We start from the raw sequence: 14,350 nt of genomic DNA, 5'->3' as shown, positions 1-14,350 counted from the left end.
ACCGTCGAAACAGCCGAAAGGAACACCCATCATCACCCGGCAGACTCCGCCCCCGCTGGCGGAACTCTCCATGCTGGCCTCCCTCGGCAACCTGCCCGAGCTGGCCCACCAACTCTCCGGCCTGGGCGGCTGTATCCACCCGGTCCGCCTCGACGGCCACCACACGGAGTACGCGGTCAACAAGACAACCGGCGAGATCGGCAGCGTCCTGCGCCACCTCGACTCCGCCGGCCTCCCCGCCGGACAGCTCCTCGTCCGCTGCAACAACCGCCGTGCCACCCGGTGCGCGGCCTGTGCGGAGACGTACCGGCGCGACACCTACCACCTGATCACCGCCGGACTGCGCGGCGGCAAGGGCACCTCGGAACGGGTGGCGACGCACCCGCGTGTCTTCGCCACCTTCACCGCCCCGAGCTTCGGGCGGGTCCACAACCGGCCCTCGGGCGGCCGTGACTGCCGCTGCGGCATCCGCCACGACGAGCAGGATTCCGCCCTGGGCACTCCGCTCGATCCGGACAGGTACGACTACGAAGCGGCCGTCCTCTGGAACGCGCACGCCGGTGCCCTGTGGCGGCGCTTCTCGATCTATCTGCGCCGGGAGGTCGCCAAGCGAGCCGGCCTCACCCAGCGGGCGTTCCGGCACTACGCGCGGGTCTCCTTCGCGAAGGTGGCCGAGTACCAAAAGCGCGGTGCCGTGCACTTCCACGCCGTCATCCGTCTCGACGGCCCGGAGGGCGGCGACACCGCGCCTCCGGCGTGGGCCTCGGCCGAGCTGCTCATCGACGCCATCCGAGCTGCTGCCACCGCCGCGCGCGTCGACGGACCGGACATCGACGGCCGTGCGCACAGCTTCGTCTTCGGCCGTCAACTCGATGTGCGGACGATCCGCTCCGCCGACTTCGACGGCGGCCAGGAACTGACCGAACGGGCCGTGGCGGCGTACATCGCCAAGTACGCCACCAAGGGTGCGGAGACAGCGACCGGCACCCTGGACCGGCCGATCCGCTTCCTCGCCGAGCTGGCCCAGGCCCGGATCACGGATCACGCCCAGCGCCTGATCCGTACTGCGTGGGCTCTTGGCGTTCGCCCCGAACTGGCAGACCTCCGCCTGAGGGCTTGGGCGCACATGCTCGGCTTCCGCGGACACTTCTCCACCAAGTCCCGCCGCTACTCGACCACCCTCGGTGCCCTCCGCGACGCCCGCGCCGAATGGCGCCGGGCCCAAGCCGCACCGGCTGTCCCGCAGGACGGCGAAACCACGCTCGTCCTCGCCCACTGGGTCTTCGCCGGCACCGGCCTCAGCACCGCCGAATCCTGGCTCGCCGCCTCACTCGAACCCGCACCCGGGACGGAAGGAGAACCGACGCATGCGTGACGACGAGTTGCTGACCGTGGCCGATGTCATGGCTCGCCTGAAGGTCGGCCGGTCGACGGTCTACGACCTGATCCGCACCCGGCGTCTGCCCTCGGTCGCCATCGGGCGGTGCCGGCGCATCCCGGCCTCTGCCCTGGGTGACTTCATCGCCGGTCAGATGGAGCGTGCTGCCTGATGACCAAGCGCCGTAGCCGCGGTGACGGCGGTCTGCACTGGGACGAGAAGAGACAACGGTGGATCGCCACGGCGAACCTCGGCTTCGACCCGAGCGGCAAGCGGATCGTGAAGCGGGGGAGTGGCAAGACCAAGACGGAAGCCAAGAACAAGCTCAAGGAAGTGCTGCGCGACCACGAAGACGGCCTCGCCATCGCGCCCACCAATTACACGGTGAAGGACGCCGTGACGGACTGGCTGGCCTACGGCCTGGCGGGCATCGACCCCAGCACCGTGAAGACCGTGACACTCCTGAGCGAGAAGCACGTGATTCCCTCGCTCGGCGCGCGCAAGCTGCGCGAGCTGAGTGCGGAGGATGTGGATCGCTGGCTGGCCGCCAAGGCGAAGACGCTCAGCACACGCACACTCCAGGGAATCCACTCCTGCCTCAACCGCGCGGTCAAGCGGGCCATGGCGCGGGACAAGGTGAAGCGCAACGTCGTCGAGCTGTGCTCAGTGCCTCAGGGACAGGCCGGGCGCCCGTCCAAGGCGCTCACCTTCGCCCAGGCTGAGGCCGTGCTCAAGGGCGCCGAGGGAACCTCGATGTGCGCGTACATCGTCGTCGCCCTGCTGACCGGGGCCCGCACCGAGGAACTGCGGGCCCTCACCTGGGACCACGTCTTCCTGAAAGGCCGGCCGGACCTCGACCCGCCTCAGCCTCCGCACATCGCCGTCTGGCGGTCGGTCCGGCGAAGCGGGGACACGAAGACCCGGAAGTCCCGGCGCACGCTCGCTCTGCCGGCGCGGTGTGTGGATGCTCTCTGGCGGCAGTTCGAAGATCAGGGGTGGGACCGGCTCGCCGCTGATGAGGAGTGGGAGGAACACGGCCTGGTCTTCTCGTCGGCCGTGGGCAAGCCGCTCGACGCGGCCAACGTCCGGCGTGCCTTCCGCCAGGCGCTCAAGGGCATCGACGGGATCAACGCCAATGAGTGGATGCCGAGGGAGCTCCGACATAGCTTCGTGTCTCTGCTCTCCGACCGGGGTGTCCCGCTGGAGGAGATCTCCCGGCTCGTCGGACATTCCGGGACGGCCGTGACCGAGGAGGTCTACCGGAAGCAGATCCGGCCCGTGATTCAGACCGGGGCTGTGGTCATGGATGGGATCTTCGGAGCGCAGGAGCGGCGTCCGTAGACACGCGAAAGCGGTAGTCACGCAGTTAGACACGCAGACCAAAAAGGTGAGGCACCTACTAGTGACTAGTAGGTGCCTCACCTGCTGTTATGGCTGTCGGGGTGGCGGGATTTGAACCCACGACCTCTTCGTCCCGAATGAGGTTCGGATGTGATCATCACCGGTTTGTATGCTGTTTTGACTGGTCAGGGTGTTGGGGTGCGGTGGTGTGGGGTGGCCTGGAAGGGGCTTGGGAAGCGGGTTGGCTCCCAGATGGCTCCCAGGGATAGAGCCAGGGCGGGACTGTGCTTTTCCGCCGTCCGCTATGACGGAATGGGGGCACACTGTCGGCACCGGCTCATGTACTCAGCGGTTTCGTCGGCGAGACGCCTTGGCTTGCTTCTGACGCTTGCGCCGTGCGTCTTCCGCTCGGCGCTGGGCCTTGAGCCTTGCTACATCCTCGGGACTCCGCATAGCGCGAGCGAATGCCGCTTCCACTGCGGCTTCGTTGTCCAGTAGCCATGGCGGACATGCGCCAGTCATCGCCTTGGTGTCAGCGTCGACGGCTTCCTTCAATTCAGCCAGCAGGTCCTCTCCGTACTCGTATTCCAGCAGCTCAAGGGGATGGCCGTACACGCACCCCGGCCCGACCTGCGTCTCCCGGAACTCGCAGGAGTCGTAAGCGACGACACCCCCCTTCTTGCCCCTGGCTTCGCCACGCGGTATCTGTTCGCCGTACGTATTGGCGCCCTGACTGCGACGCGCCTCAGGCCCGCCGAGGAAGGGGCAGATCATTGCGCTGTAGATCATGCATGACCGGTGGCCCGGGCCCTCCTGAGTCGGCGCCATGTTGAGGAACTTGTCGCCTACGCCGCGTGACAGCACTTCGGCGAGCATCTCGGTCTCTTCGGTGTCCACCACCCGCCATACCGGCCCCGGAGGTACCTCCAAACCGCAGACCGTGCATCTTCGCTGTGCTACGCACAGGAACACGCGGCTCATGCTGAGGGAGGCGAATTGAGGCACACCGTTTTCCCACGGCGTGATCGCGGGTACGGGGTAGCCGCGAGAATCACGGGGGCGGGCGGCAATCGCGGGCGGCATCGGTACATCAGCAGGTCGCATCAGGCACACGGTAGTTGAGCACCGCGCCGCAGGATCCGGAGTCCGGAGAAATCCGGCGGACACAGCGACGCCGACCCTACCGCGACGCGTCTCTCTTCCCTCGCCTCGGAGCTGGGCGGTCAGTTGAACAGGGCCATGACGGCCGTTGCTAGACCGTCCGCGATCGTGACGACTGCCGCGACCGAGCCGATGGCGAGGCCCAGGTCTCCAGGGTTTTGCCGACACGTCGCCGGTCGATCCGGGCGGCTGCCTGGCGGGCGGTGTCGGCATTGTTCAGCTCGCCGGCGTGGTCGTCCATGGCGACGGGCGGTCCTTCGGAGGTGAAGTCTCACGACGCGCCCACCTCGCCCGGCTGAATGCAGCCGCCAACGCGAAGACGGCCCGCGCCGCAGCGAAGAGGCGGCCCACCGCATAGGTTGCGTGTGGCCGACACGCGGTCCCTCCCAGCGCCGAAGCTCTCCTCTCGTCGGCTGAGGCTTATCCGGCCGTGCCCAGGTGATTGCGGCGTGTCATCACGATGTTGCACCACCGTTCACGGGTTCGCTGTTCCCCGTCGATCCACCGTGCCCGAGCGGTGTCCGCAGGGAGCGGAAGAGCGGCCATAAAGTGGGCGATCTCGACGTAGTACGCGTAATCGCCGCTATCGGTCAGCTCGCGCAAGCGGGAGATCCCGGCTGCGAGCTCATCTCGGGCGTCGAGGACCGCATAGTGGAAGCACAGGGCCAGTTGGAGCTTGGCCGCGGCGTAGGAGATTCCGGAGACGCCGATTTCGGCGAAGAGGACTGCGGCCCGGTCCGGAAGGTCTGCGGCGTACCCGGCATCGCGTACCAACGCGGCGATCCGTGCGGTCATCTCGGTGGAGCGCAGGCTGAGGTGCGACAGCAACCGGTCCGCCAGGTCGAGCTCGTCATCGGCCTGAGTAGGGTCGGTGAAGGCGACGGCGAAGGCGAGATGCGCCTGGGACATGGCGGTCTCGCCGACCACGCCGTGCTGTTCGGCTTCGCTGCGGGCTGCCAGGTAGGCGGCTGCGGCCCGGTCCATGTCTCCCTGGACCCACCACACGTCCCCGAGTACTCGCTGGTGGCGCCCTTCCCAGCCCAGCCTTCCAGCAGCGTCCACCGCCGAGGGGAAGTCCCCGGACAGGCGACTCAGATGCGCCAGGCCGCGTTCGGCGGCAAAGGCCAGTCGGCCGCCGGCGGAGGCGACGCGCTGCATGCCCTGGCGCGAATCGTCGGTCAGGCCGAGGTCTCGCTGGGCCTTCGCCAGGTAGTACGTGGCCAGTTCGACCAGCTCATCGGGGAGCAGCCCGGACGCCAGGACGGCCGAGAGCCGACTGGCCGTACGCTCACGGTGCTCGTGCTGGCGGCGGGCGATGGCGCCGAGCGTTTCCACCAGGGCATCCGCGGCAGTCTGCAGGCCGCCCGACGACGTGTCACTCGCAGAGGTCAGCGCGAGCGGCTCCCATATGGAATCGGCCACGTACTGGAATGAGACATCTCCGAGCCAGCCGAGATTGAGACCGAAGTCCCGTGCGAGGAGCAGACCTTGCTGAAGGCAGCTGACCAGGACGGTTCGGTCGCGTCTCAGATCCTGGCGCCACTCGTCCTCCAGGGCTTGGAAGGCGCGCTGGGCTGCACGCTGCCAGTCCTGTTGCGACCAGCGGTCGTCAGTGCCGTCGTCCGTGTTTCGGATCGCGGAGCGGATGAGGTCATGGATGTGGAAAGGCCATGCACCGGAGGGAGATTCCCGGATGAAGGGACGCTCGATCAGCCGCAGGGCGGGTGCATCGTGATCCATCCCGGCGACCTTGGTGGCCAGGGGCACGGAGAACGCGCTGAGCAAGCTGACCGAGCGGAGCACGTGACGCTCGTCGGGGGTCAGATCGCTGAGAGTACGGGCGATCAGGGCGGGGAAGTCATGGTCGAAGTCGGTAACCTGCGGTTGCCTACCGCCACGTCGAAGCTCCAGGTAGCGCATGACGGACAGGCCCAGATACAGGGGCAGCCCGTGGGAGCGCTCGGCGATGATCCGGCGGACCGGTTCGTCGATCAGTGGCTGCCCGCCGCGGTTGAGCCTGCGGGTCAGGTAGTCCTCGCAGTCTTCAGGGGAGAAGTCGCCGATAAGGATCTGGCGGCCGGAGGCATCTGAGCGGGAGTATGCAGCGGCAGTGGGGACAAGGCCGGGCCAGGCGTTCGGCCCGACCCAGTCGAGTTGCCCTTCCAAGCTCGTCTCCGCCCACTGGACGCGGTTGCGTCCGGTGATGACGAAGAACGCGTTGGACATCAGCCACACGATGCGCTGGAGCAAGCGCTCGAAGTCGCGGTGGGATCGGTCGCCGGTGTCCTCGAAGGTGTCCAGCAGGATCACGGGCAGCGCGCTCTTGTCGGCCGGGAGTTGGGCCAGGTCCCAGGCGAGCAAGTGCGGGTAGAAGCTGAGGGCTTCCAGGTCGGGCTCGGCCTCCAGGAGGTCGGCCAGGCGGGAGCAGCCGGCGAGGACGCGTACGGTCTGCCGCCGTTCGCGTAACGCCTTGACGAGCGCTCCGGCTCCGTGTCCGAGCGCGCTCCCGACGGTGCCGGGCAGGAGCAGGGCCTGGGCGATGTCGCTGAGGGCGGACTGCATCTGCTGGGGCAGAGCGGCTGCGGCGCTGAAGCGGCTCAGCAGTCCGCCCCGGCGCAGGTAGTCCTCGATCGATTCGCCCGGATGGTTGTGCTCCCAGTAGCGGCGCAGGGCGAGGTCGAAGGCGGGCATCGGCCGGCCGAGAGCTGCGACGGCGAGGCGGATGATGAGGATGACACGCTCGAAGTCAGTGCCTGCGGCGCGTGCGAGGTCGATGCGGACTGGCAGCGTCCGCTGTTCGGGGTGGGACGGCGATTCCCATTGCGCAGGGCGGTGCTCGCTGCTGGTGAGCGACGCCTCGATCTTGCGGGAGAGCGTGGACTTGCCGATTCCGCCCACGCCGTGGAAGACGAGGACGTTGCGGCGGGGAGCTTCCAGGTCCTCCACGTCAAAGTCCGCATGGGTCACGTGCCGTACGTGCTCTGCGAGGCAGGCTGTTACCGCCTGCCACTGTGCCTGTCGGTTCGTGAACGCCTCATTGGCGGCGATGCTCCGGTCGTTCGAGCTGAACAGCGTTCGAAGATCCCGCCTTGCCACTGCTCCCCCTGACGATCAACTGAAGCCCAATCTATGCTCTCTTACAGACCGCCTGGCAAGCCCGCATTCAGGCAGATCCACAGGTCGCGTCCGACATATGGAAGTTGAGTGCCGGAACATGGCTGAGCCGAGTCGGGGACGTGTCTCACATGGTCTACCGTGGTCGGCAAGTAACGCTGTGGGTACGAAAGTTCCGTGACCGATGACTGAGACGGGGGCTGTGGTGCGGACCGGGTTTGTCGACCGCGTGGAGCACGTGGACGAGCTGCGCTCGCTGATGTCGGACGTGACCGAGGGGCGCGGCCGGGCGCTCGTGATCGACGGCACTCGGGCATGGGCAAGTCGGCACTGCTTCGGGCGTTCGAGGCGGAGGTCGCTGCCTCTTGTCGACGGTCAAGTAATTCTCCAGTTGCAGCGCCACTGTCCCCAGACGGGTGTTCGAGCCGAGTGGGTGGCGGAGGGCCGGGTCGCCCGCCTGGAAATTGTCCGGGACGCAGCGGCCGGTCAAGGACGCCTTCGGCGCCGCTAGCGCGGTGAGCTGAGCTCATCCTTGACAGTCCCGCGTCCCTCAAGATCAGGCTGGCTGTCGGGCGGCACGGAGAAGAGCGGCGTCCTCATGGGAAGGATGAGACCCTCGACCATCGTCACTTGAATGAGGCGATGGGGGGTATCTTTCCTTCAGCGGAGAATCTGGCTGCATGGATCTTCGACCTCTGGATCGATCGGTATCCGGAGTTGACCGCAGTCAAGATTCCGGAGACGCCCAAGACATGGGCTGAATACCGGCCATCGCGGTGAAACGGCGGTGGCCACGCCTGCGGCCGGATCATCCGTGTGTTGCCTCCAAAGAGGCTACGCCCCGCTGGATTCCTGCGTCATGCCAGTGCAGCGCGACCGGCGTCCGTGGGTTCGACGAGGTAGGGATGACTCCCGTCGGCGGGGGTGACGACGTGGACGCCGATGGCGGCCAACGCCAAGCATGAAAACGGTACATCTCGGAGATCGAGAAGATGACTCCTGTAGGCCGCGTTCCACCGCTATGCGGCGTCCCCTTGCGGACCGGATTCTGGCCTTGCCAGGTTTCAGTGTCTGCTGCGTTGGGAGCCGATGCCATGAAGCAGTACGGGACCGTAGCCACGCCCTCGCGCTCACTCGGTGGCCGTGACCCCGACCGCATGAGCGTCGAGCCGCTGTCCCATGGCAGGAGTCCGACAACGCGGCGTTGCCCGAGAGAGTGGGTTAGATCCATAGCTGGCGTAGTAGCAGTCCTGGAGCAAGCTCCAGAGAGAAGCGGCCAGTTGTGAAAGGGCCATAGGGTGTCAAGTCAGGGACACGAGACATGGGGGAGGCGAGTATGTCGGGGCCGTTTCAGCCAGGCTGGCGGGTACGGCTGCCAAACGGCCCGAGCGGCTGGCTGACCGTCGACTTCGCCCACCCCGACTCCGCCGGCGGCTGGATCCTCTACGTGGCGCCGGACGGACAGAGCACCTTCACGAAAGTCGCGCTCACGGCGGACGAAGCTGCCCGCGTCGAGGTTCTGGCTCGCGACGGTGGGGGTTCTTCCGCCGGCGCCCTGGCCGGCATGTGGAACTGCTGGATGACCGCAGCCGCCACCGACACGTCGGCGAGCTTGTTGTCGGCCTCCCCGCTGCGACCGTACGCGCACCAGATCAACGCCGTGTACGGGGCGATGTTGCCTCAGCCCTGGCTGCGTTTTCTGCTGGCGGACGAACCGGGAACGGGGAAGACGGTGATGGCCGGTCTTTACATGCGCGAGATGCAGCGCATCGGACTGATCCGGCGTGCGCTGGTCGTCGCACCCGCGGGTCTGGTCTCCAAATGGCAGGCGGACTTCGAGCGGTTCTTCGGTGGTGGACTGCGTAGGATCACGGCAGCCACGGTGCGAGAAGGCGCACTGGAGTTGGGGCACGACTTCTGGATCGTCTCCTTGGAGCTTGCGGCAGTGAACGCCGCCGTTCAGGATGCGATCCGTCCCGACCTTGCAGGGTGGGATCTTGTTGTCTTCGACGAGGCCCATCGGCTGACGGCCACGGCACAGTCATTTCACCGGGTGGGACGCCTGCTGACCGGAGCAAGCCCACGGGCCCTTCTCATGACGGCCACCCCCCACCGTGGTTCTGAGTGGTTGTTCCGCCATCTCCTGCACCTGGTGGACCCCGAGGTCTATCCGGATCCGGGAGATGACCCCAAGCAGCCGCTGACTCCCCTGCGGCCTGGCAGCACCCATTTCCTGCGGCGGATGAAGGAGGACTTGGTCGACTACGACGGTGTCACGCGCCTCTTCAAGCGGCGCCACGCCACCAACCATAGGGTGCCGCTTGCCCCGGCCGAGCTCACCGCCTACACCGAAGCCCTGCAGCTCGTCGACAAGTTCTTCCCCGCCACGGCACGCCCACTCGCACGGATGGTCTACGGCAAACGGGCTGCATCCAGCCTGCACGCACTGGGGGAGACGCTGAAACGGCGATCGGCCAGTATGGGCGCCAAGTCGCAGGCTCAGGCGGCAGCGGATGCCGATCCTGAGGGAGAAGACCAGGCTCTGCAGGAGGAGGCCCGCGTCGTCCACGCGGACTCCCGCTCTCCCCGCTCCGAACGATCGGCGATCAGTCAACTGCTCAACCACATCACCGAGATGCTCCGGGACCCGGAGTATGTGCCATCGAAATGGCGCGTACTGCTGGATCAGTGTCTGGCGGCAAATGGGATTTTTCCCGGTGGCCGGCAACAAGCTGTTGTCTTCACCGAGTACGCTGATACCGCAGAGTGGATTGCACAGCGGCTCACCGACGACGGTTACCTCGCCCGTACGTACAGCGGCCGTCAGTCACACGCGGAAAGGGACGAGGTCCGTGCCGCATTTATGGCAGGGGACTTTCAGATCATCGTCTCTACCGACGCGGGTAACGAGGGGATCGACCTTCAAGTCGCCCATGTTCTAGTGAATTTCGATATTCCCTGGTCGCTCGTGCGGCTGGAACAACGCATGGGCCGAATTCATAGAGTTGGCCAGGAACGCGATGTCGAGCTGTACAACCTGGTCGCCGCCGACACACGTGAGGGAGACACGCTGCACACGCTGCTGGAAAGGTTCGTCACGGCCGCCAACGAGCTGGACGGGCAGATGTTCGACAGCCTGTCCCTCGTGGCCGAACTATCGGCGGTCCCCTATGAAGACTGGCTGAGAACGCTGTACGGCGACGACGAACTGAAGCAGGCCGAGGTCCTGGCCGCCGTGCGCCGGGTGAACGCCTCGGAGCTGAAGCGCCGAGCCGAAGCCGTACACGATCAGGAGGCGGAACTCGCCTCCGCAGTGGATGTCGCGGCAGGGCTGGCCCGTCTGCAGCAACAGTCGCTGGAGGGGATCCATCCGGTAGTCGTGGAAGCCTACATACGTCGGCTGGCACAAGCGGGGATCCTGCGGGCCAGTCACACCGCGGCGGGAGAAGACATCATGCTCATTGAGGCAGTTGATGCACTCCCTCGAACGCTGGGCGGGGCCCGACAGGCTGTGGTGTCGATCGGCGGTGCGGCCCCCAACGAGGTCTTGGATGCGGAGAGTTACGCAAACGGCCCCCAGCCCGTGTCTCTGCGCCCGGGAAGCTCGGCCCTCGCGGGACTGGTCGCTCACTGTGACCAGATACTTGTTCCGGATGTGTACCGAGGCGGGACCGTTGAGGACCCCGCGGCTGCGAGCCCGTACGAACTCATGGTCTTTGCGTCAAGTGTGTACTCGGCAGCCTCGCCGGCCCGTACCCCCTGGTTCACCTTGATACGCGCGGATCCCACTGGTGAGACCCACGCGGTCCGCTGGGAGATCCTGGCCGGCTTGGCCGCCACCGACCGTGCCGCCGGACGCCCCGAGCCCCTAGTTGCCGAAGTCGCGGAGAGCGAGGCACGGCGTCTCCTCGCTCAAGCCGTGGCCGAGCAGATGCGGACGCGAAGAGACTGGTACGCGGCGGCCAAACGTGACCTCACGAACCTGCCTGTCGACGTGACGCTGGACATCCCGGACCGCGTTGAACGACTCGCGCTGCGCGACCGGCTTACGGCCGCATCCGAGCGCAGACTCGCACAACTGGACGAGCTCTGCCAGGTGGAGGCGGAGCCGCCACGACTCATCGCCCGGCTTCAGGTGCTGCCGGGGCAGGATAGAGGATCACCGCACCGTCGTCAGGCGGAAGCTGTCGCGGCTGATCATGTGCGCAGGCTGCTGGAGGGCGACGGCTGGTCGGTGGACGACGTACGAGCCGAAAGCCGTGGTTTCCAGCTGCGTGCCCTACGGGGGCAGGAACGCCGGATGGTGGCGGTCAAGGGAGTATGGCGAAGCGTTGACGATGAGGACATACGGCTACACGGAGGGGAGCTGCTGATGTCGGCTCAGTACCGCTCCGACTATGTCCTCTACGTGGTGGAGTCCTGCCACGACGGCGTCGGGCGACTGTTCGCATCTTTCCGGGATCCGTTTGACGTCTTCGCTGTGGGTCTTCATCGTGAAGCCGTCGTCCGGCTGTCCGGCGACACACTGCGATCCGCCCGTAAGAACACGTCCGTCGCCGACGGCTCCTTTCCCGACCAGGAGACACTATGACCCGCATGATCGAACGCTGGTTCCCTTGCACTGAGGTGAGCGACGCGTCGATGGTCGGTTGGGGAAGCGGCAACACGGAAGCGAGCCTCTGGGTGTGGTTCGCCAAGCGGCCGACCGCCCAGGCCAAGGCGGCCGTGCTGACCAGCCTGCTGCCGTGGCCGGAAGACAAGGCCGAGCAGCGAAAGCTTCAGGACGCGGTCAGAGAGGTGCTGACCGCCAACACCCCCGCCAAGGTGCGGGCAGCGAACATGATGGGCGGTGCTGTATCCACAATTCGGGCTGCTCTTCAAGCAGCCCATCCTGAAGGCGCCAGAGTGCTCGACCCGTTTTCAGGACGAGCCATGATCCCGTTGGAGGCTGGCCGGCTGGGGGTGCATGCGGAAGGCATCGACTACTCACCGTTCGCTGTGCTTGGAGGATCGCTGCTGGCAGAGATCCCCTTCCAGGAGTGGAACGATGAGCCGCCGCTGCCCTTCCACGGTGGTGGGCAGCATCAGGCCGAAGGCCGGCTGGAGCAGGACGTTGATGCGTTCCTGAACGAGGTCGGCCGCCGGTTCGTCGAAAGCATGGCCGATTTTTATCCTAAGCATTTGGGCGCCTACCCGTGGGGTTACCTGTGGGCCTCGACTCTGCCGTGCCAGGAATGCGGTCACCGCTTCCCACTGGTGGGTGAACTGCGCCTGCGCCTTCCCCGAAAAGCGACCAGGATGCGACCAGAGGACCCGGGACAGAGCTTCTTCATCGACGCCGATCCAGGTTCCGGTGAATTCCGCGCCGTCGTGCACGAGGGAGAGCCCAAGGGAACGCCGACACGGGTATTCACGGGTAGGAGCAAGTATGCCTCGGACGGAAGAGTTGCCGTCTGCCCGTTCTGCGAACACGTCCACTCGAAGGCGGTCCACACCCGACTCAGCGTCGAGGGGCTGCGACATGACGTCCTATTGGTGGCGGCAGACATCGCCGAGGACGGCACCAAGGTGTTCCGCGAACCCACAAAGCAGGAGTACGAGGCCGTAGAGCGAGCCAAGCAAGCACTGACGGAACAACCGCCGTTCGGGCCGCTGAGCGCGCGACCGGATGAGCGGATACCGGCGGGCAACACGTGGACCATTAAGTCCGTCAACTATGGGGATAAGACTTACGGCGATCTGTTGACGGCGCGCCAGAACCTGACCTTGGTCACCATTGCACGGGCGATCAATGACGCCTCGCAGGAGTGTCTTGAGGCGTCTATGACCCCGGCATACGTGCGAGCGCTCAGCGGGTTCGCCACTGCCGCCATGATGCGCAAGATTCGCCGTAGTACTCGAGGCAGTCGCCTTGAGGTTGCGGCTCAGAAGGTGGGGGACGTCTTCGTTGCCCAGGCAGCGATCTTGCACTCCTATGACTGGTTCGAGAGCGGTCTCTCTGACGGGCCTGGGTCCTGGTCCTCCCTCGCCAAGAAGACGGTGTCCACGCTTCACAACGTGAGGAAGCGAGGGGTGGCCCGCCCGGCCGAGGTCCATCGAGGAAGCGCGACCATGCTCCCTTACAGGGACGCGTCGTTTAGCGCAGTCGTCACAGACCCCCCATACGACGACATGATCGACTACAGCGATTCAAGCGACTTGTTCTACGTCTGGGCCAAGCGCGCAATGTTCACTGCGGACTCCTCCCTTGCCATAACGATGCATCCGGATGGCGTCCAGGAGAAGGACGAGGAGATCATCGTCAAGCGCGGTGGCAGTCAGGCGGGCGATCACCGGACCCTGGAGCACTACGACACCATGATCTTTCGTGCGTATCGGGAGATGCGCCGGGTGGTTGCCGAGGATGGCGTTGTCACCATCGTTTTCGGTCATGGTGATGTCGAGGTATGGGAGCGCATGCTTCGCGCCCTTCATGACGCCGGTCTAGTCATCACCGCCTCCTGGCCTGCCAAGACGGAGGCGGGAGGCGCCGGTGCGGGTGCGTTGAATATCGTGACGACCGTCACGATGGCATGCCGGCCCGCGAAGCCCGATCGCGGCCGTGGAGATCTCATGGCCGTGGAGAGCAGGATCAAGGACGCGATCAGGGACCGCATGCGTCTGTGGGAGAGTTCCGATCTCGCCCGCGACGATATGATGATGGCATCGGTGGGACCTGCGATGGAGATCGTCGGACAGTACGAGAGCATCAGCGACAACACGGGCAAACCAGTCGAGCTGCTCACCCTACTTGCGACCGCGCGGAAGGCGGTCCAGGAAGTGGCCCTGAGCCGCATCGATTCCGTACCGCTCGAACTGTTCGACGAGCGTACGAAGTTTGCGTTGTGGTGGGTCGACCTCTACCAACGGCGGCAGGTGGCCAAGTCTGAGTTGCGCTGGGAAGGACTGACGTCTGGGCTCTCGTTGGCCGAGCTGAAGACCTTGGTGAAGCAGGACAAGAAGGGATGCCGGTTCGTTCTCTCCAGCCAGGTCAGCCCAGTCATCGACGAGAAGGCCGCTGTGGTCGACATCGCGTTGGCCATGGCGAAGGCGTGGCGGGACGGGGATACCGAAGACGTCGCTGAGGTGCTGGTCGCAGCGGGCCGTGAGGGTGACGACGAGCAACTCTGGGCGACCATCACGTTCCTGATTGAGAAGCTACCCGAAGCCGATCAGGATGCCCTTGCCTGGACGGCCCTCGTCAGGGCTCGTCGCGGTATCGAGTCCGCCACCTACACGGCGCACGAGTCCAGGACGGTCGAATCTCGCCAGGCAGAGAGTCAGGGGATGCAAAGTCGCCTGTTCTAAGGGTGGTTC

Annotated in this window: 8 protein-coding genes and 1 pseudogene; 6 read left to right on the top strand and 3 right to left on the bottom strand. The window is 65.9% G+C overall.

The annotated features are described in order from the left end of the window. Positions 1 to 70 precede the first annotated feature (70 nt). From AC5WS8_RS35880 to AC5WS8_RS35870, 3 genes are read left to right on the top strand one after another with little or no spacing between them, the layout of a single operon-like run. Positions 71 to 1,375, top strand: coding sequence for a replication initiator (locus tag AC5WS8_RS35880; protein ID WP_496107682.1), 1,305 nt, complete (start codon positions 71 to 73; stop codon positions 1,373 to 1,375). Next, complete coding sequence (locus AC5WS8_RS35875) at positions 1,368 to 1,550, top strand: helix-turn-helix domain-containing protein (protein WP_388066651.1); 183 nt, start codon at positions 1,368 to 1,370, stop codon at positions 1,548 to 1,550. The genes AC5WS8_RS35880 and AC5WS8_RS35875 overlap by 8 nt, the downstream gene beginning before the upstream one ends. Next, the gene (locus tag AC5WS8_RS35870) at positions 1,550 to 2,719 is read left to right on the top strand and encodes a site-specific integrase (protein ID WP_496107681.1); all 1,170 of its coding nucleotides are present in this window, start codon (positions 1,550 to 1,552) and stop codon (positions 2,717 to 2,719) included. Before AC5WS8_RS35875 ends, AC5WS8_RS35870 begins: the two co-directional genes overlap by 1 nt. 345 nt (positions 2,720 to 3,064) lie before the next feature. Here the strand turns inward: AC5WS8_RS35870 and AC5WS8_RS35865 are convergent, their stop codons facing one another. From AC5WS8_RS35865 to AC5WS8_RS35855, 3 genes are all read right to left on the bottom strand, one after another. Next, on the bottom strand, positions 3,065 to 3,823 hold the full coding sequence (locus AC5WS8_RS35865; protein WP_496107680.1) for a hypothetical protein: 759 nt from the start codon (positions 3,821 to 3,823) through the stop codon (positions 3,065 to 3,067). Positions 3,824 to 3,971: 148 nt separating this feature from the next. Then, entirely contained in the window at positions 3,972 to 4,121 is a 150-nt protein-coding gene (locus AC5WS8_RS35860; protein ID WP_496107679.1) for a hypothetical protein, read from the bottom strand. A 179-nt stretch (positions 4,122 to 4,300) separates the two neighbouring features. Beyond that, positions 4,301 to 6,976 carry an ATP/GTP-binding protein gene (locus tag AC5WS8_RS35855; protein WP_496107678.1) on the bottom strand — a complete coding sequence of 892 codons (2,676 nt, stop codon included), beginning with the start codon at positions 6,974 to 6,976 and terminating at the stop codon, positions 4,301 to 4,303. Positions 6,977 to 7,600: 624 nt separating this feature from the next. Here AC5WS8_RS35855 and AC5WS8_RS35850 point away from each other — a divergent pair. The 3 genes and pseudogenes from AC5WS8_RS35850 to AC5WS8_RS35840 form a co-directional block, all read left to right on the top strand. After that, positions 7,601 to 7,774, top strand: a pseudogene (locus AC5WS8_RS35850) (6-pyruvoyl trahydropterin synthase family protein); the annotation flags it as partial. 541 nt (positions 7,775 to 8,315) lie between these two features. Beyond that, a complete protein-coding gene (locus tag AC5WS8_RS35845; protein WP_496107677.1) occupies positions 8,316 to 11,585 on the top strand; it encodes a helicase-related protein in 3,270 nt (1,089 codons plus the stop codon). Next, positions 11,582 to 14,341, top strand: a complete 2,760-nt coding sequence (locus tag AC5WS8_RS35840; protein ID WP_496107676.1) for a DUF1156 domain-containing protein — start codon at positions 11,582 to 11,584, stop codon at positions 14,339 to 14,341. Before AC5WS8_RS35845 ends, AC5WS8_RS35840 begins: the two co-directional genes overlap by 4 nt. The last annotated feature ends 9 nt before the right edge of the window (positions 14,342 to 14,350 follow it).

The organism is Streptomyces sp. PTL18 (genome assembly GCF_059510295.1).
Note: the sequence above shows the minus strand (reverse complement) of the source record. Positions and strands in the feature narration are given on the sequence as shown.